This window comes from Pseudomonas sp. NFX183 (genome assembly GCF_047943075.1).
In the GTDB taxonomy this organism is placed as follows: Bacteria; Pseudomonadota; Gammaproteobacteria; order Pseudomonadales; family Pseudomonadaceae; genus Aquipseudomonas.
The window spans coordinates 5,996,609-6,022,259 of record NZ_CP181333.1; the positions used below are offsets into that span (position 1 = coordinate 5,996,609).

Annotated in this window: 13 protein-coding genes and 2 riboswitches; of the genes, 5 read left to right on the top strand and 8 right to left on the bottom strand. The window is 63.3% G+C overall.

What is annotated here, in order from left to right:
• Positions 1-83 precede the first annotated feature (83 nt).
• The 4 genes from ACM530_RS27860 to cobW all read right to left on the bottom strand — a co-directional run bounded on the left by ACM530_RS27860 (position 84) and on the right by cobW (position 6,829).
• Entirely contained in the window at positions 84-686 is a 603-nt protein-coding gene (locus tag ACM530_RS27860; protein ID WP_416365132.1) for a vWA domain-containing protein, read from the bottom strand.
• 53 nt (positions 687-739) lie between these two features.
• Entirely contained in the window at positions 740-1,738 is a 999-nt protein-coding gene (locus ACM530_RS27865; protein ID WP_416363728.1) for an ATP-binding protein, read from the bottom strand.
• Positions 1,739-1,996: 258 nt separating this feature from the next.
• Positions 1,997-5,758: a cobaltochelatase subunit CobN gene (gene cobN / locus ACM530_RS27870; RefSeq protein ID WP_416363729.1), complete on the bottom strand. Its 3,762-nt coding sequence runs from the start codon at positions 5,756-5,758 to the stop codon at positions 1,997-1,999.
• Positions 5,759-5,761: 3 nt separating this feature from the next.
• Positions 5,762-6,829, bottom strand: coding sequence for a cobalamin biosynthesis protein CobW (gene cobW / locus ACM530_RS27875; RefSeq protein WP_106580323.1), 1,068 nt, complete (start codon positions 6,827-6,829; stop codon positions 5,762-5,764).
• A 92-nt stretch (positions 6,830-6,921) separates the two neighbouring features.
• A riboswitch (cobalamin riboswitch) is annotated at positions 6,922-7,126 on the bottom strand.
• Positions 7,127-8,032: 906 nt separating this feature from the next.
• A riboswitch (cobalamin riboswitch) is annotated at positions 8,033-8,240 on the top strand.
• A gap of 97 nt (positions 8,241-8,337) precedes the next feature.
• On the opposite strand from cobW, the gene ACM530_RS27880 reads away from it, so the two are divergent.
• From ACM530_RS27880 to cobM, 4 genes are all read left to right on the top strand, one after another.
• A complete protein-coding gene (locus ACM530_RS27880) occupies positions 8,338-8,526 on the top strand; it encodes a CbtB domain-containing protein (protein ID WP_032875937.1) in 189 nt (62 codons plus the stop codon).
• A gap of 11 nt (positions 8,527-8,537) precedes the next feature.
• On the top strand, positions 8,538-9,245 hold the full coding sequence (locus ACM530_RS27885; RefSeq protein WP_119741624.1) for a CbtA family protein: 708 nt from the start codon (positions 8,538-8,540) through the stop codon (positions 9,243-9,245).
• On the top strand, positions 9,242-9,634 hold the full coding sequence (locus ACM530_RS27890) for a cobalamin biosynthesis protein (protein ID WP_416363730.1): 393 nt from the start codon (positions 9,242-9,244) through the stop codon (positions 9,632-9,634). The genes ACM530_RS27885 and ACM530_RS27890 overlap by 4 nt, the downstream gene beginning before the upstream one ends.
• Positions 9,635-9,703: 69 nt before the next feature.
• Complete coding sequence (gene cobM, locus ACM530_RS27895; RefSeq protein WP_416363731.1) at positions 9,704-10,450, top strand: precorrin-4 C(11)-methyltransferase; 747 nt, start codon at positions 9,704-9,706, stop codon at positions 10,448-10,450.
• A gap of 210 nt (positions 10,451-10,660) precedes the next feature.
• Here cobM and nfuA read toward each other — a convergent pair whose 3' ends face one another.
• The 3 genes from nfuA to ACM530_RS27910 form a co-directional block, all read right to left on the bottom strand.
• Positions 10,661-11,245 (bottom strand): Fe-S biogenesis protein NfuA, encoded by a 585-nt coding sequence (gene nfuA / locus ACM530_RS27900; RefSeq protein WP_017136914.1) that lies wholly within the window; start codon positions 11,243-11,245, stop codon positions 10,661-10,663.
• 59 nt (positions 11,246-11,304) lie between these two features.
• Positions 11,305-12,327, bottom strand: coding sequence for an acyltransferase family protein (locus tag ACM530_RS27905; protein ID WP_242197609.1), 1,023 nt, complete (start codon positions 12,325-12,327; stop codon positions 11,305-11,307).
• Positions 12,328-12,391: 64 nt separating this feature from the next.
• Positions 12,392-14,698, bottom strand: coding sequence for a fatty acid cis/trans isomerase (locus tag ACM530_RS27910; RefSeq protein ID WP_416363732.1), 2,307 nt, complete (start codon positions 14,696-14,698; stop codon positions 12,392-12,394).
• A gap of 165 nt (positions 14,699-14,863) precedes the next feature.
• On the opposite strand from ACM530_RS27910, the gene metH reads away from it, so the two are divergent.
• Complete coding sequence (gene metH, locus ACM530_RS27915; protein WP_242197613.1) at positions 14,864-18,574, top strand: methionine synthase; 3,711 nt, start codon at positions 14,864-14,866, stop codon at positions 18,572-18,574.
• 4 nt (positions 18,575-18,578) lie between these two features.
• On the opposite strand, the gene ACM530_RS27920 is transcribed toward metH, so the two are convergent.
• Positions 18,579-25,565, bottom strand: a complete 6,987-nt coding sequence (locus ACM530_RS27920; protein WP_416363733.1) for an NEL-type E3 ubiquitin ligase domain-containing protein — start codon at positions 25,563-25,565, stop codon at positions 18,579-18,581.
• Between the last annotated feature and the right edge of the window lie 86 nt (positions 25,566-25,651).

Genomic DNA, 25,651 nt, shown 5'->3' on the forward strand with positions numbered 1-25,651 from the left:
GGAAAATTAAGGGATTTGGCAGGCGGGGGGTGACATGGGAAGCGGGGACAAGTGCAAATCGCGCAGAGTTCAGTTTATTAACGCTACAGACTGTCGATGTGCCGATAGTCCAGATTCAACGCCAACGCCAGCTGTGCTGCTCGCCCGAGTGTGATCGGACCGCGCTCGATATCCACCAGCAGCCCCGGGCAATCGAGCGCTGGCAAACCGGCAATATCCTTGAGCCGGCCATCGGTGATCACCAGCAGACGCTGTCGCTCGGCGGGGTAACGCTGGCGTCGCGCCTGCAGCCACTGCCCCGCTTCAGAGAGCGCCGCCAGCAACGGCGTGCCGCCGCCCGCGCCGAGTTGCGCCAGCCATCCGGTCAAGCCTTTGGCGGCCTTCAAACCCTGCACTTGCCAGGTGGGCGACTGGCCGCTGGCCGTGAGTAACGCCATGCGTGCGCGTTGGCGGTAGGCATCGTCGAACAGCTGCGCGAGCAGGCCTTTGGCGTCGCTCAACGCACCATGGCGCCGCGTGGAGGCCGAGGCATCGACGATCACCAGCCACAACTCGTGGGCCGCGCGGGTGCGCAGGTGGTAGCGCAGATCCTCGCGGCCGTGCGGCCGCCCGCCGAGCAAGGTGCCCGGCCAGTTGATCGTGCCGTGTTTTGCACTGCGCGCCTTGCCGTGCCTGCCTTTGTCCAGTCGCCCCGCCTTGGGCCGGGCATCCGCCCCCGCGTCAGGACGAGGGCGAATGCCTAAGGCTTTTTTGGCCAGGCAGGTACGTCCCGGCGTGCGCCCGTGGGCAAGGCTGGCGCGGGCATGTCGCCCCACTGGCCCTGGCCGGGTGAAGAATCGGAAGGTTTGGGCGCCTGGCCTTGATTGGGCGGGCTCGCCGGTGGGGATTGCTCCTGCCGCCGATGGCGCAAGGCAAATTCGGCCACGGCTTCGATGTCTTGCTCGGCGATGGCGGTGGCGCCACGCCAGGCGGCATGGGCGCGTGCGCCGCGCAACCACACCAGGTCCGCGCGCAAGCCATCGACACCGGCGGCGAAACAGCGCTCGGTGATCTGCGCCAGGGCCTGGTCATCCAGCTCAATGCTGTCGAGCCGCGCCCGCGCCTGGGTGCAGCGCTCACGCAAGGCGCCTTGCTGCTCGGCCCACTGGGCGCAGAATGCGGCGGGGTCGCTGTCGAAATCCAGGCGCCGACGAATGATTTGCCCACGCTCGGCGGGCAGGGTTTGCCCGCTCAACGCCACGTTGAAGCCAAAACGGTCGAGCAGTTGCGGGCGCAACTCGCCCTCCTCCGGGTTCATGGTGCCGATCAGCACGAAGCGCGCTGAATGGCGATGCGAGATGCCATCGCGCTCGATCAGGTTGGTGCCGCTGGCGGCGACGTCCAGCAGCAGGTCCACCAGGTGATCGGCGAGCAAATTGACTTCATCGACGTACAGCACGCCGCCATCGGCCTTGGCCAGCACGCCTGGGGAAAACTGCGCGCGGCCTTCGCCCAATGCGGCGTCCAGGTCCAGCGTGCCGACCAGGCGTTCTTCGGTGGCGCCCAACGGCAGGGTGACGAACTGGCCGCTGGCGAGCAGGTCAGCCAGACCACGCGCCAGGGTCGACTTGGCCATGCCACGCGGACCTTCGATCAGCACGCCGCCGATTTTCGGGTCGATGGCGGTGAGGCACAGCGCCAGTTTCAGTTCATCGGCGCCGACCACGGCGGACAGCGGGAAATGTGGAATGTCGGTCATGCATGTTCTCGTTAAATTCTGCGGCACAGGCGATCCCCTGAGGTGGCCGGGCTGGTCGTGTCTACCGCTCGTTGTGGCGAGCGGGCTTGTTGTGGCGAGCGGGCTTGCCCCGCGTTGGGCTGCGAAGCAGCCCTAATACAAACAACGCGGTTTTCCTGAAAGAACCGGGTGTGCGGTTTTGGGGCCGCTTCGCGACCCAACGCGGGGCAAGCCCGCTCGCCACAACAAATCTGCTCGCCACGACAGTGGGCTCGTACGCTAGCTGTCTTCTTCTATATCCAGCAACAGGTTTTCCAACGCCTCGCGGTATGCGCCGGGCTCTTGCCACAGGCCGCGTTGCTGGGCTTCGAGCATGCGTTCGGTCATGTCGCGCAAAGCGTCAGGGTTGTGCTGCTGCACGAAGGCTCGGGTGTCAGCGTCAAGCAGGTAAGCGTCGGCAAGCAACGCGTATTGGTGATCATCGATCAGCGCCGTGGTGGCATCAAACGCGAACAGGTTATCCACCGTCGCGGCCATTTCGAACGCTCCTTTATAGCCATGGCGCTTCACGCCTTCGATCCACTTGGGGTTGGCGGCGCGGGCACGGATCACCCGGTTCAGCTCTTCCTTCAAGGTGCGGATCTTCGGCAAGTCCGGCTGGCTGTGGTCGCCATGGTAACTGGCGGCCTTGTCGCCGCTCAGGGTTTCCACGGCGGCGAGCATACCGCCCTGGAATTGGTAGTAGTCGTTGGAATCGAGCAGGTCGTGCTCGCGGTTGTCCTGGTTTTGCAGGACCGCCTGCACCTGGCTCAGGCGCTGGGCGAACTGTTCGCGGGCGGCGGTGCCTTCATCGGCACCACCGTAGGCGTAGCCGCCCCAGTTCAAGTAGACCTCGGCCAAATCCTCGCGGCTCTGCCACAGCCGCGCGTCAATCGCACCTTGGACGCCAGCGCCATAAGCCCCCGGCTTGGCGCCGAAGATGCGCCAGCCGGCTTGTTTTGCAGCGGCGTTCTCATCCAGGCCGGCGCTGAGCAGTGCCTCACGTTCGCTGCGCACCTTGGCCGCCAGCGGGTTCATGTCATCCGGTTCATCCAGCGCCGCCACCGCCTGCACCGCGGCGTCGAACAGGCGGATCAGGTTGGCGAAGGCATCACGGAAGAACCCGGACACGCGCAGCGTTACGTCAACGCGCGGACGGTCCAGCAGGCTGATCGGCAGAATTTCAAAGTCATCCACGCGCTGGCTGCCCGTGGCCCAGACCGGGCGCACACCCATCAGCGCCATGGCCTGGGCGATATCGTCGCCGCCGGTGCGCATGGTCGCGGTGCCCCATACCGACAGGCCGAGTTGGCGCAGATGATCGCCGTGGTCCTGCAGGTGCCGTTCAAGGATCAGGTTGGCGGACTGGAAGCCGATGCGCCAGGCCGTGGTGGTGGGCAGGTTGCGCACATCCACGCTGAAAAAATTGCGCCCGGTGGGCAGCACGTCCAGGCGTCCACGGCTCGGCGCGCCGCTCGGGCCGGCCGGTACGAAGCGACCGCTCAAGGCATCCAGCAAGCCGCGCATTTCCGCCGGCCCGCAGGCATCCAGGCGTGGCGCGACGACGATGCGCAGGCTCTCGATGACCGACTTCACGTCTTCCCAGCCGGGCTCTTCAAGCTGCTCAAGCGGCCCTTCCAGTGCTTGCTCGATCAAACGCGCGGCGTACAACTCCAGGCGCTCGCGGGTATCACCGGCGGTGCGCCACAGCTGCTGATCGATCTTTTGCAAGACCTCGGGTCGGCGCCCGGTCCAGGGCTCGGCCAGGGCGCAATCGAGCGGGTCAAAGCCCAGCTCGAAAGCCTTGGCCAACACGCGCAGCAAACTCGATTGCGGGCCACGGCCATCGCCGCGCGGGATGCGCAGCAGGGCCAACAAGGTGTCGATGCGCAAGCGGCCGTCGGGCGACTCACCAAAAATATGCAGGCCGTCGCGGATCTGCGACTCCTTCAAGTCACACAGGTAGGTGTCCAGGCGTGGCAGCCAGACCGCCGCGTCGGCGTCGTTATCCAGCTCAAGCTCCTGGTCGATACGGGTTTCGCGCACCAGCTTGAGGATGTCTTTTTGCAGTTCGAGGGCGCGGCGCGGGTCGAGCAATTGCGCCTCGTAGTACTCGTCCGCCAACAGCTCAAGGTTACGCAACGGGCCGTAGGTTTCGGCGCGGGTCAGCGGCGGCATCAGGTGGTCGATGATCACCGCCTGGGTGCGGCGCTTGGCCTGGGCGCCCTCGCCCGGGTCGTTGACGATAAACGGGTAGATGTTCGGCAGCGGCCCCAGCAGCGCATCGGGCCAGCAATTTTCCGACAGCCCCACGCCTTTACCCGGCAGCCATTCGAGGTTGCCGTGCTTGCCGACGTGGATCACGCCGTGGGCGCCGTAGGTGTGGCGCAACCAGAAGTAAAACGCCAGGTAGCCGTGCGGCGGCACCAGGTCCGGGTCGTGGTACACCGCGCTGTGGTCGACCTGATAGCCGCGTGCGGGCTGGATGCCGACGAAGGTCTGGCCCAGGCGCAGGCCGGCGATCATCATGCGCCCGTCGCGGCACATCGGGTCGTTGTGCGGCGTGCCCCAGCGCTCCATCACCGCTTGGCGATTGGCCTCGGGCAAGCGCTTGAACATTGCCTCGTAGTCGTCCAGGCCCAGGCTTTGATGGCACGGGCGCAGGTCGAGGCTGTCGAGGTCATTGGTGATGCCGCCGAGCAGTTCATGGATCAGCGCGGTGCCGCTGGCGGGCAACTCACTCGGCACCGGGTAACCTTCGGCGTGCAGCGCGCACAGGATGTTCAGCGCTGCTGCCGGCGTGTCCAGCCCCACGCCATTGCCGATGCGGCCGTCGCGGGTCGGGTAGTTGGCGAGGATCAGCGCGATACGCTTTTGCGCATTCGGCACCCGCGCCAGTTCAACCCAGCGCCGCGCCAGTTCGGCGACAAAATCCATGCGCTCGGGCGCGGCGCGGTAGCACACCACGTCGGACTGGCTGCGCTCGCTGCGCCAGGCCAGGTCCTTGAAGCTGATCGGCCGGCTGATGATGCGCCCGTCCAGCTCCGGCAAAGCGATGTGCATGGCCAGGTCGCGCGGGCCGAGGCCTTGTTCGCTGGCTTCCCAGCCGGGCTGGTTGTCCTGCGCGCAAATCGCCTGGATCACCGGAACATTGCGACGAAACGGGCGCAGGTGCGGCGCTTCGGGGCTGGATTGGGCAAAGCCGGTGGTGTTCAGAATCACCGCCGCCTGCACTTCATCCAGCAAGTCCTCGACCACGTTAAGGCAGCCGGGCTCTTTCAAACTGGCCACCGCCATCGGCAACGGGTTGAGGCCCGCCGCCTGCAAACGCTGGCAGAACACGTCGATAAAACCGGTATTGGCCGCCTGCAAATGCGAGCGGTAGAACAGCACCGCCGCCACCGGAAAATCGGCCTGCCAGTCCGCCAGCCAATCATTGAGGCGAGCGTTGGCTTTGTGCGGGTGATAAATCGCGGTGCGTGGCAGGGTTTGCGGCTCGGCCCAGGCGTAGTCGCGGCCCAGGTAGCTGCTCGCCAGGCAGCGATAGAAATCCAGCGCATTGCCCAGGCCGCCCTGGCGCAGGAAGTGCCAGAGGCGATCACGCGCTTCAGCGCCTACGGTGCTCAAGCCGCTGAGTTCCGGGTCTGGGCGATCATCACCCGGCACCAGGATCAGCTGCACGCCGCGCTCGGCCAGCTCCACCAGGCGTTCAATGCCGTAGCGCCAATAACCGATGCCGCCGTGCAGCGAAATCAGGATGACCTTGGCGTGGCGCAACACCTCATCGACATACAGGTCGACCGAGGCATGGTTTTGCACCTGCATCGGGTTGGCCAGGCGAACGCTGGGGTAGTCGTCGGGCAACTGCTGAGCCGCTTCGGCCAGCAGCGCCAGGCTGGAATCGCCGCTGCACAGGATCACCAGTTCAGCGGGGGTTTGGCCTAAGTCGGCAATATTGTCGTCCGAGACGAAACCACCGGGCTGGGTCCTGAGCAGGTGCATGGGTTAAACGCTGAGGGCGGCGCGCAGTTGCGCTTCGAGGCCCGCCGCATCCAGTTCCTGGCCGATCAGCACCAGGCGCGTGATGCGCGCTTCGTCGGCGCCCCAGGCGCGGTCGAAGTGTTTGTCAAAACGCGTGCCCACGCCCTGAATCAACAGGCGCATCGGCTTGTTCGGGATTGCCGCAAAACCTTTGACGCGCAGGATGCCGTGTTGCACCACCAGCTGGGTCAGGGCGTCGAGCAGCAGCGCTTCGTCGGCTTGCGGCAGGTCGATGGAGATGGAGTCGAAGGCGTCGTGATCGTGGTCATGGTCGTCTTCACCGTCGTGGTGATGATCGTGGTGACTGTGGCGGCCGTCGATGTGTTCTTCGGAGCCGGCGCCCAGGCCAATCAGCACGTCCAGTGGCAGGCGACCGCTGCTGGCTTCGATGATTTTCACCGCGGGCGGCAACTCTTCGGCGACTTCCAGGCGCACGCGGGCCAGGTCTTCAGGGCTGATCAGGTCGGACTTGTTGAGGATCACCAGGTCGGCGCTGGCCAGTTGGTCGGCGAACAGCTCGTGCAGTGGCGACTCGTGGTCCAGGTTCGGGTCGAGTTTGCGCTGGGCGTCGACCTGGTCCGGGAACGCGGCGAAGGTGCCGGCGGCCACGGCCGGGCTGTCGACCACGGTGATCACCGCATCAACCGTGCAAGCGCTGCGGATTTCCGGCCACTGGAAGGCCTGCACCAGCGGTTTTGGCAGGGCCAGGCCGGAGGTTTCGATGAGGATGTGGTCGAGGTCGCCGCGACGGGCGACCAGTTCGCGCATGACCGGGAAGAATTCTTCCTGCACGGTGCAGCACAGGCAGCCGTTGGCCAGTTCGTAGACGCGGCCGTTGGCTTCTTCTTCGGTGCAACCGATGGAGCACTGTTTGAGGATTTCACCGTCGATGCCCAACTCGCCGAACTCGTTGACGATCACGGCGATGCGACGGCCCTGGGCGTTGTCGAGCATGTGGCGCAGCAAGGTGGTTTTGCCCGAGCCGAGAAAGCCGGTAACGATGGTGACGGGGAGTTTGGCCAGTGTTTTCATCGGATGCCCTTTGGGGCGGGCATACGGGACGATAGGCCCTGCGGCGGCGCGCAGGAGCGGATTTCGTCACCGGATCACCCCGCCCGGTTGAAGTAGAAAATCGGTTACGAGGCAGGTCTCCTGGCTTGGGGCTTGCGGGTCTTGTGACCGGCGCTGGCTGCGCCTTCCCGCCTTGGTTAAGGGCAGTGGCGTGGCAGTCAGTTGAACCCTTTACAGTTGCGGGGGCAGCCGCGGCTTGGACCGCGTTCCCTTCTTAGCTTCGGCGTGGGCCGAAGAACCTCGAGGGTGCCAAGGCTACGCAGTGCGTGGGGGATGGTCAATGATGGGGTTGGGTGGATGGCTGGGTGGTGTGCATATCCGTTGCTGCGGTGAGGGCGGCTATGGGTTCCGCTCTTACAGCGGGTCACTTTTGAAAAGAGCCCAAAAGTAACCAAAAGGCTCTTGCCCCACCACTCGGCACCTCGCCTAGGCTCGGTGTGCCCTCACGCAGGCTTTGGAGCGTGGGCCGCCGCGATGGGCCATCCATGGCCCAACACGGCTAAACCGGCGTCCTGCCGGTTTACCCACGCTCCAAAACCTGCGTGAGGCCAGCGTGGTTTAATGGGGCGCCTAAGATCAAGATCAAAAGCAAAAGCACGGCGGCCTAGTAGCCGACCTGAGTGGTAGAAGCAAAACCGAGGCGGCCTGACAGCCGACCTGATTCTGGAATCTGAACTCAATCAAATGTGGGAGCTGGCTTGCCTGCGATGGCATCTACTGGTTATGCCTGATACATCGAGTTGTCTGCATCGCAGGCAAGCCAGCTCACACAGAAAAGCAAAACACTGCGGTGCTGGCAGTTGAACTCGGTCAACTTGTGGGAGCGGGCTTGCTCGCGAAGGCGGTGTGCCAGTGGCACATGGACTGACTGAACCACCGCATTCGCGGGCAAGCCCGCTCCCACATTTGGATCTCAGTTGATCAGATGGATCATGTGTTGCTCTGCTTTTGATCTGACAGGCCCCGTCAACCACGCTGGCCGAACGCAGGCGAGGCACCGAGTGGTGGGGGAAAGACCTTTTGGTTACTTTTGGCTGGGCCGGCATTCCGGGCGTTTGCCAAAAGTGACCCGCTGTAAGAGGCGGAACCATACGAAGCCGTTACCGCAGCAACGGATATGTACACCAGACATCCCATTTGACTCCCCTCCCACCCCCATGCTCTCCTACACACCTTGTTTCGGGTGCCCTTCACAGGGTGAAACGGGAAACCGGTGACTTATGCCTGCACATAAGAAGTCCGGTGCTGCCCCCGCAACGGTAAGCGAGCGAAGCGTCATAACCACTGTGCCTGTACGGCATGGGAAGGCGATGCTTTTTAGACCCAGCGTCCCTCGCAAGCCCGGAGACCGGCCCGAAAAAATTCAGATAACAAACCCGCGGTGGGCGGGCGCTGTTCAGAACCCTGCGTGCCCGGCTCGCAGGGTTTTCATGCGCTCGTTTCACCCCGAAACCCGAAGGGACGCGCCCATGTCGATCATCAGCAGCACCTCGCACTCCGCCAGCAGCACCGCCACCCTGAGCCAACGCCTGACCGCCGCCATCGGTGCGTCGATCCTCGGCGCGTGCCTGGTGTATTTCGCCGGTTTCTCGCATATCGAGGCGGTGCACAACGCTGCCCACGATACCCGCCACAGCGCCGCGTTCCCGTGCCACTGAGGCCTGCCGACATGATCAAGCGCATCGCCCAAACCGCAGGCTTCACCGGCTTGCTCGCCGCCCTGCTGCTGACCCTGCTGCAAAGTTTCTGGGTCGCCCCGCTGATTCTGCAGGCGGAAACCTTTGAAAACGCCCCGGCCGCTGCCGAAGTCGTGCCCCATGTACACGCTGAAGGCGCCGCCGCTCACACCCACGACGCCGAAGCCTGGGAACCGGAAAACGGCTGGCAGCGCGTGCTGTCCACCACTGGCGGTAACTTGGTGGTTGCGGTTGGTTTCGCATTGATGCTGGCCGGCCTTTACACGTTGCGCGCGCCAACCCGCACCGCTCAAGGGCTGCTGTGGGGCTTGGCCGGTTACGCGACGTTTGTACTGGCACCGACCCTGGGCCTGCCGCCGGAGTTGCCGGGCACCGCTGCCGCCGACCTGGCGCAGCGGCAGATCTGGTGGATCGGTACTGCGGCGTCCACGGCGGCGGGTATCGCGCTGCTGGTGTTTGGTCGCAACTGGCTGCTCAAAGTGCTGGGCGTGGCGATCCTGGCCGTGCCGCATGTGATCGGCGCGCCGCAACCTGAAGTGCATTCGATGCTGGCTCCAGAAGCATTGGAAGCCCAGTTCAAGATTGCCTCGCAACTGACCAACGTCGCCTTCTGGCTGGCACTGGGCCTGATCAGCGCCTGGCTGTTTCGCCGCAATCGCGACGATCAATACTCGGCATGACGCTGGTGGTCGGGCTGGGTTGCCAGCGCGGGTGTGATGTTCACACCCTGCTCGGTCTGTTTGACGCCGCCCTTGCCGAGGGCGGTATCGAGCGCCAGCGCATCACCGCGCTGGCCAGTATCGACCGCAAGCGCGATGAACCGGGGCTGCTTGCCCTGGCGCAAGTATTGAACCTGCCGTTGCAGTGTTTCAGCGCAACGCAATTGGCGGTGTTTGAACCGCGCCTCAGTCACAGATCAGCGGTCGCGTTTGCCCATACCGGCTGTTACGGCATCGCCGAAAGTGCCGCCCTGGCCTTGGCTGAACAGCTCTTCCACCGCCCCGCCCGCCTGCTGATCACGCGCAAAAAAGTCGCCCAGGCCACCTTTGCATTGGCCTGCGCCGACTAAAAACCCGATAATCGCCCTTCTCGATCATGAGCAATCTTCATGCTCGCCCGTTTTTCAACAGGAATTCCCATGACCGTCTACTTCATCGGCGCAGGCCCCGGCGACCCGGAATTGATTACCGTCAAAGGCCAACGGTTGATCCGCAGTTGCCCGGTGATCATCTATGCCGGCTCATTGGTGCCAGCGGCGGTGTTGGACGGTCATCAGGCGGAACAGGTGGTCAACAGCGCCGAACTGCACCTGGAACAGATCATCGACTTGATCAAGGCTGCCCATGCCAAGGGCCAGGATGTGGCGCGCGTGCACTCCGGCGACCCCAGCCTGTACGGGGCGATTGGCGAGCAGATCCGCCATTTACGTGAGGCGGGCATTCCCTTCCAGATTATTCCAGGAGTCACGGCGGTGGCGGCCTGTGCGGCGTTGCTGGAGACCGAGCTGACCCTGCCGGACATCGCCCAGAGTGTGATCCTGACCCGTTATGCCGACAAAACCCGCATGCCGCCCGGTGAGGATTTCGACAGCCTGGCGCGCCACGGCACGACCATGGCGATTCACCTGGGCGTTAATCACCTGGAGAAGATCGTCGCCGAGCTGTTGCCGCACTATGGCGCGGATTGCCCGATTGCCGTGGTGCACCGGGCGACGTGGCCGGATCAGGATTGGGTGGTGGGTACGCTGAGTGATATTGCCGAGAAAGTCGCCGCGAAGGGTTTCCGGCGCACGGCATTGATTGTGGTCGGGCGGGTGCTGGCCAGTGACGGTTTCAGTGAGTCTTCGCTGTACCGTGCAGGCCACGCGCACCTCTATCGCCCCTGAAGAAATGCGGTCAAACAATGTGGGAGCGGGCTTGCTCGCGAATGCGGTGGGTCAGTTGCAGATGTACTGACTGATACACCGCATTCGCGAGCAAGCCAGCTCCCACAGTTGATCTACTTTGTTAAGTAGATTGCGCAAGACGCTGAATTTTAAGCATAAAAAAACGGCGCTCACGGGGCGCCGTTTTTTTGTTCGCAGCGAACACCTTACTCAGTAGTAGGCGTTTTCTTTCTGCGTGTGGTCGGTCACATCACGTACGCCCTTGAGCTCGGGGATGCGCTCGAGCAAGGTGCGCTCGATGCCTTCACGCAGGGTCACGTCTGCCTGGCCGCAGCCCTGGCAACCGCCGCCGAACTTGAGGACAGCGATGCCGTCTTCGACCACATCAATCAGGCTGACCTGACCGCCGTGGCTGGCCAGCCCCGGGTTGATCTCGGTCTGCAGGTAGTAGTTGATGCGCTCGTTGACCGGGCTGTCAGCGTTGACATTCGGCACCTTGGCGTTGGGCGCCTTGATGGTCAACTGGCCGCCCATGCGGTCGGTGGCGTAGTCGACCACGGCGTCGTCGAGGAAGGCTTCGCTGAAGTTGTCGATGTAGGCGGTGAAGCTTTTCAGCCCCAGGGCGGTGTCTTCAGGTTTCTCTTCTCCGGGCTTGCAGTAGGCGATGCAAGTCTCGGCGTATTGGGTGCCGGGCTGGGTGATAAAGACGCGGATGCCGATACCTGGGGTGTTCTGCTTGGACAGCAGGTCGGCCAGGTAATCGTGGGCGGCGTCGGTAATGGTTATGGCAGTCATGGAAACTCCTCACAGGCTTGCGGGCAGTTTACGCCAAATCATTACAGAGGTACAAAGTCCTAGTGTTTTTGTCGGGATAAACTCGACCGTTCGTCGCCATCAAACCAGCCTTTGAGCACGCGATAACTGCCCTGCTCCAGCCATCGGTAGCTGCCCATGGCGCTCAGGCCAATGATCACCACGCACACGGCCAGCACGGCATAAGGGTTCAGGCCGTAACGCTGGGCCAGATAGCCACCGGCCGAGAGCACCAACACGTGCAGCAAATACACCGAATAGGAGCAGTCCCCGAGCACTTTGAGCAGACGATAGTTGACGAAGAATCGCTCAAGCGCCACGCACGCCACCACCAACACCGCGCTCGGCAGGCCCCAGGTCAAGGCGCGGGGCGAGGCCGGCCAATGATAGATCGCCAGCAGCGCTGCGGCGATTCCCAGCAGCGGCAGCCATAACCCCGGGCGAATCCAGCCCTTGCGGTAGAGCATGCCGATGCCGATGCCCATCAGAAACTCGACGACAATGTCCGAGCGATAGAACTCACTGATCCAGCCAAACGAGGTCCAGGCCTCGCAGACCGCAAACAGCAACGCCGCCACCACCAGCAGTCGCCATTGACGACGAAACAGCAAGGCCCAGGCAAACAGCAGGTAAAAAAGCATCTCGTAGTTCAGCGTCCAACCGACGTTAAGGGTTGGGTAAACGCCATAACCACCGGGGTTTTGCGAAGGAATAAACAACAGCGACATCAACACATGGGCGGCATCGACGCTCTGGTCCGGCAACATTGGCCGGGCGACCACCACCAGTAACGCCATCAGCAGCGTGTAGAACCAGTAGGCCGGCACGATGCGCAGCAGACGGTACAACAGGAAGCGCCACGGCGGCAGGTCCTTGTCCTGGGTAGACAGGAAAATCACCAGGCCGCTGATGACAAAAAACACGTCCACGCCCGCGGCGCCCTTTTCGACAAATAACCTTCCCAAGGCCGTGTCCGCCTTGAAACCGAAGAAAATCTGCATGAAGTGGTGCCCTACCACCGTCCAGGCCGCCAGCGCGCGCAACGCCTGTACCGAGATCAACATTGTTTGCCGCCCTTCCCAACTCATCTAGATGAAGTTGGGACCATGGCGGACGGTCAAAGGTCGATCAAAGATTCTCGTAGCGGTTCATGTCCAGCACGCCTTCTTCCACCGGCGTGGTTTCGCGGATGTACTGCGACAAGTCGTGGAAATACTGCCAGAACAGCGGATGACTGCGGCGCACGCCCCAGCGATCGACGATCTTCTCGAAGCGCTTGGCGTCCTTGGCATTCTCCATCGCTGCCACAAACTCGGGCACTTCCTGCGCCGGAATATTGAACATGAAGTTCGGGTAGCTGCTGATCACGCCGGGGTAGATGGTCAGGGTATCCAGCCCCGGCTGATAGCGGTAAGCCTCGCCCAATAAAAACGCCACATTACTGTGCGCCCGGTTGCGCAGCATGCTGTAAACCACGCGTTTGCCGCTGGCCGTTTCAACGCGCAGCATGCTCGCTTCCGGCAACTGGTCGATCACCTTGAGCCCCGCCGCCGGCCTCGACGTCAGGCGACTAAGCGCCTGCTCCGCATCCTGCAGCGCCGGCTCAATCCCGTCGCGCGAGCAATAGGCACTGGTGCAGCGGTTGATCGGATCCGGGCTGGCATTCAAATAGCCATAACGCGTCAGCAACTGCTTGGCAAAATCGCGCTTCGGGTCCTTTTCATCCAGGTGCAAGCCGCTCGGCTTGTCATCATCAATCGCTTCATAGTCCAGCCACAGCTTGAGCTTGCCGCTGTTCTGGTACCAATCATCCATAAAATCATCGCGGGTATCGGCCGGCATCAGGCGCAGGAAGTTCTGCTCGGCGCCATTGCGGATCAGGTCGAAATACAGCCGGGTCTGGGCTTGGTGCGACACGTTGCCGAACACATCGAAGTTCACCGCCAACTGGTAATAAGTGCGTTCCAGCAACGGGTAATCGAACAACCACATCGTTTGCGGCACCTCGCCGATCAGGCCCTTGGTCACCGAGGCACTGTCGAAATGGCGGAAAATGCTCAACAAGGCATTGTCATTACCCGCCCACAGGCTCGACCAACTCGGCGGCGGCAAGTCTGCGTAGCTGTCACGGCGCAAGGCCTCGTACTGGTTGCGCTTGTCGCGATAGGCCAGCCACAGGCCGAGCACGCTGCCCACGTCGTCGTTCTGCCCCGGCATCGCCAGCAATGGCGTGGCCTGGCCGCGATAACGCGCATCGGTGATGTACAGGTCGTGGTCCGGGTCCTGGAACAGGGTCCAGAAATTATCGCGGATCACGTCGGTGGCGATCTGCCCACGGCACACCGGCCCGCGAATAAAGGTGCGCACGAAGTATTCGGCGTTATCGAGCATGAACTGGTAACGCGCCTTGGCCGGAATCGCCTCAAAGGTCTCGAACGGGTTGGCCCGGCGCCCCGGACCATAGCCCGGCAAGGCGTTGACCTGCCAGTCACCGGCGTAGAACAGCGCCTTGATGCGGGCCATTTTCGCCGCGCTGAACGGGTACGTGATGTGCGTTTTGTGCACGATCACGCCCTGCACCGGCCAGAGGCGGTAATAAACCTGGGTGCCTGGATCATCGTTGGGCCGACGGGTGGCGATCAGATCAATCGGCTGGCCGCTCGGCGTGCGTGAACGCACCCATTGGAAGAAATGCCCCGGCTCGCCGTCCTCGAAGTAGATGTGCGCCAGGAACAAATGCTCATACAACCAGCGCGCAACCAGGCTTTCGCGGGCGCCGGGCTGGTTGAACAGGTTTTCCCACTGCTGCACCTGCAAGGCTTCCCTGGCGCTGGGCGCCAGGCCTTGCTCATCAATCGGTGCGCCGGATGCCAGCCAGCGCTGCAGCGTCTGGTATTGCTGGTCGGTCAGGCCGGTGACGGCCAGCGGCATGCCTTCCTTGGGATGCGCGCCGGCGTAGGCATTGAACTCGCCGGGCATGGCACACATGTTCTGGCGGTTCAGGCCCAGCATGATCTCGTCGGGCAGTTTGGCATTGGGTTCAAGTGGCGCGTTATGGCCCAACTCCAGCATGCGCGCCATCAATGCGGCCTGGCTGCCCTGGGCGTCCAGCACCGAGTAGAAGCCCTTCTGCTGCCAGGCCTGCTTGCCGAAGGCATCAGCGAACAACCGGGTGGTCGGTGCGGCCTGGCTGCGTTCGCCGTCGTAGACCGGCACTTTGCTCGCGCCGCGCGCCGCGCCCTCGGCACTGCCCAGGTTGAGCTGGCAGGCTGAGTCGTAACAGGCGTGGCAGGCCACGCACTTTTCGGTGAAGATCGGCTGAACGTCGCGGGTATAAGAGATCGCCGGGGCGGGACTGTTTAGCGGTAAAGCCTGTGCATGAGCGCTGCTGGCTATCAAGGCCAGAACGGCGCTGATGATGAGGCGAAGTGACATGTATCCGGTCCCGATTCAATGCGTGCGATATAAAAGTGCCAGCAGTCTACCGGGCCAGGCCCTGACCCAACATGAACGATATTCATGCAAAACCTGGGCATGCTCCAAATCGGCACAGGTTTGCTATGATTCACGCCCTCCGAAATGCCTGACCAGAGTAGTCCCATGTCCGATCGTAGTGCTCGTCTGCAAGCCCTTCACCAAGCCCTCAAGGAACGCATCCTGATCCTCGACGGCGGCATGGGCACGATGATCCAGAGCTACAAGCTTGAGGAAAACGACTACCGCGGCAAACGCTTTGCCGACTGGCCGAGTGACGTCAAGGGCAACAACGACCTGCTGGTGATCACCCGTCCGGACGTGATCGGCGGCATCGAAAAGGCCTACCTGGACGCCGGCGCCGACATTCTGGAAACCAACACCTTCAACGCCACGCGCATCTCCATGGCCGATTACGGCATGGAAGAACTGGCCTACGAATTAAACGTAGAAGGCGCGCGACTGGCGCGCAAGATCGCCGACGCCAAGACCCTGGAAAACCCCGCCAAGCCGCGCTTTGTCGCCGGCGTGCTTGGCCCGACCAGCCGTACCTGCTCGCTGTCGCCGGACGTGAACAACCCCGGCTACCGCAACGTGACCTTTGACGAGCTGGTGGAAAACTACACCGAAGCCACCAAAGGCCTGATCGAAGGCGGCGCCGACCTGATCCTGATCGAAACCATTTTCGACACCCTCAACGCCAAGGCCGCGATCTTCGCGGTGCAAGGCGTGTTCGAAGAGCTGAACGTCGAACTGCCGATCATGATCTCCGGCACCATCACCGACGCCTCCGGCCGTACCCTGTCGGGCCAGACCACCGAAGCGTTCTGGAACTCCGTCAGCCACGCCAAGCCACTGTCCGTGGGCCTCAACTGCGCGCTGGGCGCCAGCGAACTGCGTCCGTACCTGGAAGAGCTGTCGAACAAGGCCAATACCCACGTTTCCGCGCACCCGAACGCCGGCCTGCCCAACGAATTCGGCGAATACGACGAGCTGCCGTCGCAAACCGCGAAGGTCATCGAAGAGTTCGCCCAGAGCGGCTTCCTCAACATCGTCGGCGGTTGCTGCGGTACCACGCCAGGCCACATTGAAGCCATCGCCAAGGCCGTGGCCGGCTACGCGCCGCGCCCGATTCCGGACATTCCCAAGGCGTGCCGCCTGTCGGGCCTGGAGCCGTTCACCATTGATCGCAGCTCGTTGTTCGTCAACGTCGGCGAGCGCACCAACATCACCGGCTCTGCACGTTTTGCCCGCCTGATCCGTGAAGACAACTACACCGAAGCCCTGGAAGTCGCCCTGCAGCAGGTGGAAGCCGGCGCGCAGGTGATCGACATCAACATGGACGAGGGCATGCTCGATTCGAAGAAGGCCATGGTGACCTTCCTCAACCTGATTGCCGGCGAGCCGGACATCTCTCGCGTACCGATCATGATCGACTCCTCCAAGTGGGAAGTGATCGAAGCCGGCCTCAAGTGCATCCAGGGCAAGGGCATCGTCAACTCCATCAGCATGAAGGAAGGCGTCGAGCAGTTCATTCACCACGCCAAGCTGTGCAAGCGCTATGGCGCCGCCGTGGTGGTAATGGCCTTCGACGAAGCCGGCCAGGCCGATACCGAAGCGCGCAAGAAAGAAATCTGCAAACGCTCCTACGACATCCTCGTCAATGAAGTCGGCTTCCCGCCGGAAGACATCATTTTCGACCCGAACATCTTCGCGGTCGCCACCGGTATCGAGGAGCACAACAACTACGCCGTCGACTTCATCAACGCCTGCGCCTACATCCGCGACGAGCTGCCGTACGCGCTGACCTCCGGTGGCGTGTCCAACGTGTCGTTCTCGTTCCGTGGCAACAACCCGGTGCGTGAGGCGATTCACTCGGTGTTTTTGCTGTATGCGATCCGCAATGGCCTGAGCATGGGTATCGTCAACGCCGGCCAGCTGGAGATCTACGACCAGATCCCCGCCGAGCTGCGCGATGCGGTGGAAGACGTGGTGCTCAACCGCACGCCGGAAGGCACTGACGCCCTGCTGGCCATCGCCGACAAGTACAAGGGCGACGGCAGCGTCAAAGAGGCCGAGACCGAAGAATGGCGTGGCTGGGACGTCAACAAGCGCCTGGAACACGCGCTGGTCAAAGGCATCACCACGCACATCGTTGAAGACACCGAAGAATCGCGCCAGTCGTTCGCGCGCCCGATCGAAGTGATCGAAGGCCCGCTGATGTCCGGCATGAACATCGTCGGTGACCTGTTCGGCGCCGGCAAAATGTTCCTGCCCCAGGTGGTGAAGTCCGCCCGGGTGATGAAGCAGGCCGTGGCCCACTTGATTCCGTTTATCGAGCTGGAAAAAGGCGACAAGCCGGAAGCCAAGGGCAAGATCCTGATGGCCACCGTTAAAGGTGACGTACACGACATCGGCAAGAACATCGTCGGCGTGGTGCTCGGTTGCAACGGCTACGACATTGTCGACCTGGGCGTGATGGTGCCGGCGGAGAAGATCCTGCAGGTGGCCAAGGAACAGAAGTGCGACATCATTGGCCTGTCCGGCCTGATCACGCCGTCGCTGGATGAGATGGTGCACGTGGCCCGCGAGATGCAGCGCCAGGACTTCCACCTGCCGCTGATGATCGGTGGCGCCACCACCTCCAAGGCGCACACGGCGGTGAAGATCGAGCCCAAGTACAGCAACGACGCGGTGATCTACGTCACCGACGCCTCGCGCGCAGTGGGCGTGGCCACGCAATTGCTGTCCAAGGAGCTGAAGGCCGGCTTCGTCGAGAAAACCCGCCTGGAATACATCGACGTGCGCGAGCGTACGTCCAACCGCAGCGCGCGCACCGAGCGCCTGAGCTACCCGGCGGCCATCGCCAAGAAGCCGCAGTTCGACTGGAGCACCTATACCCCGGTCAAGCCGACTTTCACCGGCGCCAAGGTGCTGGACAATATCGACCTCAAGGTGCTGGCCGAGTACATCGACTGGACGCCGTTCTTTATCTCCTGGGACCTGGCCGGCAAGTTCCCGCGCATCCTCGAAGACGAAGTGGTCGGTGAAGCGGCCACCGCGCTCTACGCCGATGCCCAGGAAATGCTCAAGAAGCTGATCGACGAAAAACTCATCAGCGCCCGCGCGGTGTTCGGTTTCTGGCCGACCAACCAGGTGCAGGACGATGACCTGGAAGTCTACGGCGACGATGGCCAGCCGATTGCCAAGCTGCATCACCTGCGCCAGCAGATCATCAAGACCGACGGCAAGCCGAACTTCTCGCTGGCCGACTTCGTGGCGCCAAAAGACAGCGGCGTGACCGACTACATCGGTGGCTTTATCACCACCGCCGGTATCGGCGCCGAAGAAGTCGCCAAGGCTTACCAGGACGCCGGCGACGACTACAACTCGATCATGGTCAAGGCCCTGGCCGACCGCCTCGCCGAAGCCTGCGCCGAGTGGCTGCACCAGCAAGTGCGTAAAGAGCACTGGGGTTACGCCAAGGACGAGCAACTGGACAACGAGGCGCTGATCAAGGAGCAATACAGCGGCATCCGCCCGGCTCCCGGCTACCCGGCGTGCCCTGATCACACCGAGAAGGCCCAGCTGTTCCAACTGCTGGACCCCCAGGCGCGCGAAATGCACGCCGGGCGCAGCGGCGTGTTCCTCACCGAGCACTACGCGATGTTCCCGGCGGCGGCGGTCAGTGGCTGGTACTTCGCCCATCCGCAGGCGCAGTACTTTGCCGTGGGCAAGGTCGACAAGGATCAGGTCGCGAGCTACACCGCGCGCAAAGGCCAGGACCTGGCCGTGACCGAGCGCTGGCTGGCGCCGAACCTGGGTTACGACAACTGATCGGCTAATGGCCCAGCGCGGCGATCTCCCGCGCTGACAGCACGTTTATCAAGGCCTGGCGCTGCACCTTGTTGGCCTTCTGCAACGCCTCCATCTGCTGCAGGTACGCCGAATTCATGTCGGGGTAGCGATCCTCCAGCGCCGAGGCGCTGTCTGCCAGCGTCTGCTGCAGCCGGGCGAACGCGTCCGGGTACTGCTGCTGCAGATAATCGACCCAGTACGCGCGCGCCGTCAGTTGCTCGATGAACAGCGGTGTCTGTTCGCGGGCCATGATCGTCGTATAGGCCGCCTCCAGGTCGACTGGCCGTACTCCGGAAAGACCTTCGTAAAGCATGCTTGCAGGTTGCCTGGGCAACGCCAGGCGCCGGGCCAGGCCGATGCGGTAGGCCAGGCGTATTTCAGCCGGGTCGGTGCCCGGGTTTTCGCGGATCCGCACGCGCGCCACCGCCTCCAGCTGGTCAAGGCGGAATAACCCTCTGGACAGGTTCAGCAGGGCGCGCCCCTTGTCGGTGGGGTCGATGGCACGCAGGGCATTGAACTCATAAACTTCGACTTCCAGCGCGTTGAACAACAGCATGCGGCCATCCCCGCAGGTCACCGCAAGCCTGGAAGCACGCGCGATGCCCATCAGCCGCTCGCACAAGACCGCATCGCCATAGGCCGCCTCCAGCACCTGCCAAACCCGCCCGGCCAGGTCGGCGCGGTCGAGTTCGAAGTCGCGGGTATTACGCAGTTGCGCCAGTATGTTGGAGAAATCACCGCTGTCGTCACGGGCGATCACCGTGTCCCATATCGCGTGTTTTTCCGAGTCGACGGGCACGCCGTCAAACCAGCGTGCCTTTTGCACCGCTGCCGGCTCCAGCTCAGGGTGAACATCAGGTTGTTCGTCATCGGACTCGGCCCCGTACCCCGCCAGCTGATCGTCAATTTCCTCGGCACTGAAACCCAGCCCACGCTCGGTTTCGCGTTGATACTCGCGCAGGCGGATCAACGCTTCCTCAAGCAGCAGGTTGCCGGACAAATCGGTACCGGCCATCAAGGCAGCATGTTGCGGCTCAAATGCTTCGGCAGGGATCACAGCTATCGGGTAGTTGTTCCTGAGATCGAGGCGGGTCAGCGCGGGGGCTTGCAACGCGCCGGTGGGCCATTCGGACAACCGGTTGCGACTCAGATCCAGGCTTTGCAGGCGGTCAAGCCCGGTGAGGTCAAACGTGCTCAGGGCGTTGCGCCCCAGGTCCAACACTTGCAGGCGCGGCAAGCCACGCAGTTGGCCCTGCAACGGCACGTTGGCCGCCAGCGCGTTGTCGTGGATACCCAGTTCGGTCAGGTCTGCCATCTGCGTTAGGGCCTCGGGCAACGTGCCCATACGGTTGCCGTTGAGCATCAGGCGGTTCAAGCGCGGGAAGGCGCGTAGAAAATCATTCGAGGCGGTGGTGAGCCGCACACCGCTCAGGTCCAGCGCCCGCACATGGTTGAAGGTGACCGGCAGCGCCGGCAGGTCACCGAGGATCAGGCCGCTCAAGTCAAGCGCAGCGTCATTGGCGGGCGCCTGGATGCCTCGCACGTCGCTCAGCGTCTCTCGCCAGCAGGCCAGCAGCCGATCAGCGGCGCGCCGGCGATCGGTCGCGTTGACCCACTCGTTACGGTTGCGCACGGCGGGCCTGTCAATCCAGCCATTTAGCCGCTCGATCATCTGGGTGTGCTGCGCCTGCCACTGGCGCAACGCCGTTTCGATCTGCGTGGCACTCACGTCCTGCGCCAGCCATGTGTCGATTCGCTTGCCGGCCTGGGTGGCATCAAGCTGTGGATCAAGGCGTTGCAAGCGCTCGGCCGAGGTCAGTGACGCCTCGGTGTCTTTGGGCGCCAATGCCAACGGCATTATCAGGTCCGGGTGCTGCGACACTTCTACCGGGAAGAACATGGGATCGCCGCCGGTCATCCCGGCCGCCAGTACGTTGCGATCAATCCCGAACGGCCTGTCAAACATGCTCGCCATGGGTCTTCCGGCGCTGGTGCGGCGGGCAAAAGCCTGCGCCACGGCCAGCGCCGTCGGGCTCAAGCGGCAACCGCGCAGGCTGGTGCCGGCCAGCAACACATCGTGCCCGGCCAGCACCGCTTCGGGAATGCCGGTGACGGCACTGTGGCTGAGGTCGAGGAAACCCAGGCGCGGCAGGTTCAGCACGCCCTCGGGCCAGTCGACGATCGCGGTCTGCCCCAGGTTCAGCGACACCAGTTCTGTCAACGACGTGACGCTCAGCCGGCCAACGCGGTTCATCGACAAGTCCAGCCGTCGCAGTGCTTTGAGGCGGTTCAGCCGCGTCTGGGTGGGCGTGGTGATCGTCAGTTCGTTGCCACACAGACTCAGGTCAGTCAGGTGTTCCAGCGTCTCAAGGGCCTGAGGCAGCTCGGTCAGGCGGTTGTGACTCAGATCCAGTTCGCGCAGCTGCACAAACCGGCCCACGAACCCATTCACCTGCGCCGCCGTGAGCTTTGCACCGGCCAGGATCAAACGCCGGATGTGCGGGAACAGCGTATTGCCCAGCGCCGGCAAATCGCCCGGCGCACCATATTCGCGCAAGTCCAACGTCTCTCTCATCGGCTCGCCACGGCCTCGCGACGGCCCCGCCACCGGTTCGCGGGTCGCGTACCGGGCAGCCAGCGCGTCACGCCAGCACACGCGCAGCCTTTCCGCCAGCGTCTGGCGATGGTGGGAGGGCATTTGCTCGCCCTCGACGCGCGCGCCATCGCGGCTTTGCCATTCAATCAGCGGCGCATCCCAGGCACGATACGCCTCGTGCAGCGCCTCGACCTTATTCAGCAACGCACGGCCCGCCAGGCCGTCCTGATGGAACGCGGCGAGTGCACTGGCGGCGAAGGTCGGGACGTGCGGCACCAGCGCTTCCAGACGCTGTTCACAGTGCTGCGCGACGATGTACGGTTCGTCCACCAGATGCGCCGGATTGCCCTGCACGTAGTCAAAGGCCTGTCGGAACGCCTGCGGTTCCAGGGCCTTCCAGTTCAACCTCAAGCGGCGCCACAAACGCTCATGCCCCGTGAACAGTTCGTCGGGCAGTGCGGCGAGCTGCACGCCGGTCAGGTCGGCCGACTCAAGCCCCTCAAGCGCCAGCAGCCCTGCCGGCCATTCGCGCAGGTTGCCGGCCAGCCGCAACGTACGCAAACGCGGCAGCGCACGGTAATCCAGGGCCGGAAGGCTGCCGGTCAAGTGCAACTGCTCCAGCTGGTTCATGCCTTGAAGCGCCTGGGTCAATGCCGGCGAATACTCGCCGAAAAACGTCGGCAGCTCGAGCTTGAGCTCGGTAATGCCGGTGAGCCCCGCCAGCACGTCGGCGAATGCAGCCATGTTGGCTGAATCAATGGAAATATCGAGGGCTTCGAGCGCGCCAAACTGTTCGGAAAGTGCACCTGCGGCGAGCTGTGAACTGCTGATTCGCACCTTGCGCACGTGGGAAAAATCGGCAGCCCAGGTCGGTAACGGCTCGGTGCCCAACAGATCGAGTTCGAACAACGGCGCCTGCCCGCGGTACACACCGTTTCTCCAGCCGGCGATGAGCCGCTCGGCAATATCGCGCCGGGTTGGCCAGTTGGCCCCCCGCGGATAGGCAGGCACGGCGCCTTCGACCCAGGTGTCCAATGCTGCGCGCAAGCCCTCGAACTCTCTGCGTCGGTTCTCCAACAGGTGGAACACCTGCTGATCGGAATCGCCGGCAAGCAGTCGACTCCTGACGAACTGCAACGCCTGCTGATCATCCAGATTGGGATAAATATCGCGCACCCTGGCAACCAACGGCTCGTCGGCAAACCCCACCGCATCACCGCTGGCCGCATAACCCGGTTGACCGGTCGGGCTTCGTACCCGGCGACCGGCGCCGGCCTTGAGCGGCTCGCGCTTGAGGATGCGCGACATGGCCTCGCGGTGGCTGCACGCATAGTCCGCCACCTGCTTGCGCAACGCCTCAGCTGGCTCGCCCTGCAAAGACTCGCGCAGCGCATCAGGCAGCGCGTGCAGCAGCGACTCAAACAGATTGCGACCGTACCGGGGAAGGCTATTGAGTGCCCTGCCCTCGGCATCCAGCAGCCGAAAACTCTCATCCGCCTTGATCAGGTAATAACGCGTTGCGGCCTGTTCTGCGCCGGTGCTGTCCACCAGCGGCCCTTTGATGCCCAGGGACCGTTCTTCGATGCGAATAGCCGTCGACCAACCGGGCAGTTGCTCAAGGCTGTGCAGCGCCAAGCGGTCACTGGCCGCAGAGGCCAGGTTTTCGCGGTACACACCTGCCAGGGCGCGACTCAGACTGCCCTGATGCAGGTGCACGCGAATGGCTTTGGCCAGGCGCAGAGACACCCGGCCACTGCTGCGCAGTTGGCTCAACTCAGCAGCGCTGGCACTGGCCAGTACCCGCTGCGCGGCTTCCGGCGAGAGTGAGGTAAAACTGCGCTGCAGTGCGCGAGTATCGGCGTCTGGCGGCGCCCGTCGGCTCTGGAGGCTGTCGAACAGCGCCTTCTTGCGGGCCTGCGCCTGATCGGCCAGACGCTCTCTGAACACCTGCACCTGGTCGGCGCCGGCCTGGATGCTTTCGCGGCCCAGCAAACGGCTGATTTGCTCGTCATTGAGGGCTGCCAGCACGTGCGCCGGCAATTGCCCGGTATCGACCTGCGCCTGGGTGATCTTGATCGTGGGCCTTGTGCTGCCAGGCGACGCTGCGCCAAACCGCTGGGAAGTACCCCAGGGCTCGGGCCCGCTGAACACCTCCACCACCTCCTCGACCGGCCAGCCCGGCATGTCCACGGCCAGCGGCACCATGAACTGGCAGAGGCCCTCCACGCAGGCGCCTTCGCGGATTTGCCTGATCACCTCGTCCGCCTGGCGGTCTGCCTCGAACAGCCGGGCCATCTCCAACACCTCCGGCGGCGGCGCCTGTTGATCCATGTGCAGTTTGCGCAATTGATCATCACTGATCCCGCAGACGTCGGCGATCTGTTCCAGTTGCGCATCGGAAAATGGCTCCATGTGCAGCCCGCAGCGGCGCAGCAATGTGCTGCGACGCCATGTCAACGGCCGCTCCAGCGTGTGCCGCCAGGCACCGTGCCCGTTGTGTTGCACAATCGGCTGATAGGCGTCGATCTCAGTCGGGTGCTTGATCCGCCATTGCTTGCGCACCGGGTCGAAGGTCTTTTCGTAAACATTGCCCTCCAGCGCAATGTAGGTTTTGCCTGCTACCGGGTATTGCCCCAACGCATTGGGTTCAAGCCCCTTGAGCGAGACGCTGCTTTTGTAGGCCGCAAGGTCGGGATGCCACAAGCGCAGTTTGCCGAACGGCGTGACCACCCGGCTCATGCCGTTGACGAAGCGCGACGGCACAACCGGCGGCGCCCTGCCCGCCACGGCACCCAGCGCGGCCATGAACGCGACGTTCTGCATCACCGAGGCAAGATGCGCCCAGGCCTCGTCACTGTCGCCAGCGTTCCAGGCTTCCACGCCTTGATAAACCTCATAGCCGATCTGTATGGCGGTGACGGCCATCATCACTTCGCCCAGGCCCGGCACCAAAAACGCCGCCACATTGAGGAGGTTCAAGCCCCATTCGGCCCAGTGCTTGAGGCGATTGACCCAGGCATCGTGATCGACTTGCGCGGTGGGCACCGCCAGCAACTTCGCGTTGGACCTGAGGCGTGCAAGGTGCCCTTCGTACAGATGGCCGAACACCTCGACGTTGATGAAGGTCTCTTCGGGCCGCAGGTTGACGTTGTCGTTCCAGACTTCTTCGTACATCCCGTGGGCGTAGGCCGCAGGGTTGTAATTGGGCCCTGGGGGCAGCGGGTTCGGGTTCCAACGCGTGGTCTTCAATTGGCTTCTAAGCCGCCGAAGGAACATCTGCGCTTCATCCTGGGCCAAGAAGCCGGTAAAAAAACGCTGGTAATCCACCGAGCGCAGGTTGAGCGCCAACTGTGCGGTGAACGCCTTGAGCGACGCGTACTCCCTGACGGGGTTACGCGGATCGCCGGGGATCCACACGATGATTCGACTGTCGCCCACCTGGGGTTTGAGCAACTCGGCCGCCGGCAGGAAAACGTCGATGAGCGTCACCACGCCCGGCAACGGCTTGCGCGCGCTGGCGCCGATGATCAGCACCTCGCTCACCTGCGCCCCCAACAGGTTCAACTGGCTGTAAGCCACCGGCTTGCCATCCAGGCTCGGTGCGGGATGGGCATCGAGTATCGCCAGCAACGTGGCGTAGGCCGTGGGGCTGAGAGTCGAGCGCAGGCAAGCGATGTGGGCTTGTACCCGCAGCGTGTCCTTGTTTGCCTCGATCATCTGCCGGCGCACCTGCGCCGCAGTGGCTGGCGTCTCAAACACGCCGCTCAGGTGTTGCTGGTACTGCTGACCCAGGTCCAGTTCGCGGCACAGGCTGGCGAAATCTTCAGGCTTGATCGACAGCTTGTCGCGCAGACGGTAACGCCATTTCGCAAAGGGATAACGCTCGCTTTCATCGTACGCCAGGGTGTCCAGCGACCCCGCCGGGGCCAGCGCACTGGTTTCCTGCAACGCGGTTTCATCAAACCGTTCGCCGTCTTCGAAGTTGCGCAGCGCGGCTTGCAACAGCGACTGCTGTTCGACCCGGTTGGGCGCGTGCAGGTGGAACAGCGCGGTGGTGTTGACGTCGGGTGTTTGGCCGAATGTCTTGTGCAATGCCTCGGCCAGCAACGGCTCGGCAAACTCGGTGACGCCTTTGAAGTCTTTCAGCATTGCTGCCAGGGCCTGGCTGGTGGCCTGGCGCCGGCGGCCGCTGTCGTCCAGGGCCTGGCGCAATGCTGGGCTGGCGGCGGCAAAGGCCTCAGGGTAGGCGCTCTTGAAGCGCTGCACCGGGTCGCGGGCGCGGTTGAGGGCCTCGATATCCGGCGCCGCCAGGTGTTTGATCCATCCGGGCAAACGGGTCTTGATGAAGGGAACATGAAGTGAAGGGGCAGGCATGTGTGCAGATTCCTGATGCGTCTTGAGGAAGCATCAGAAAATCACGCTGGCGGCCCCGCGAAGCGGTGCACTTTTATCGCCCGCTG

Coding starts and splice junctions, on each gene's coding strand:
- ACM530_RS27865 (WP_416363728.1), bottom strand. CDS start 1,738: ATGACCGACATTCCACATTTCCCGCTGTCCGCCGTGGTCGGCGCCGAT.
- cobN (WP_416363729.1), bottom strand. CDS start 5,758: ATGCACCTGCTCAGGACCCAGCCCGGTGGTTTCGTCTCGGACGACAAT.
- cobW (WP_106580323.1), bottom strand. CDS start 6,829: ATGAAAACACTGGCCAAACTCCCCGTCACCATCGTTACCGGCTTTCTC.
- ACM530_RS27880 (WP_032875937.1), top strand. CDS start 8,338: ATGTCGATCATCAGCAGCACCTCGCACTCCGCCAGCAGCACCGCCACC.
- ACM530_RS27885 (WP_119741624.1), top strand. CDS start 8,538: ATGATCAAGCGCATCGCCCAAACCGCAGGCTTCACCGGCTTGCTCGCC.
- ACM530_RS27890 (WP_416363730.1), top strand. CDS start 9,242: ATGACGCTGGTGGTCGGGCTGGGTTGCCAGCGCGGGTGTGATGTTCAC.
- cobM (WP_416363731.1), top strand. CDS start 9,704: ATGACCGTCTACTTCATCGGCGCAGGCCCCGGCGACCCGGAATTGATT.
- nfuA (WP_017136914.1), bottom strand. CDS start 11,245: ATGACTGCCATAACCATTACCGACGCCGCCCACGATTACCTGGCCGAC.
- ACM530_RS27905 (WP_242197609.1), bottom strand. CDS start 12,327: ATGTTGATCTCGGTACAGGCGTTGCGCGCGCTGGCGGCCTGGACGGTG.
- ACM530_RS27910 (WP_416363732.1), bottom strand. CDS start 14,698: ATGTCACTTCGCCTCATCATCAGCGCCGTTCTGGCCTTGATAGCCAGC.
- metH (WP_242197613.1), top strand. CDS start 14,864: ATGTCCGATCGTAGTGCTCGTCTGCAAGCCCTTCACCAAGCCCTCAAG.
- ACM530_RS27920 (WP_416363733.1), bottom strand. CDS start 25,565: ATGCCTGCCCCTTCACTTCATGTTCCCTTCATCAAGACCCGTTTGCCC.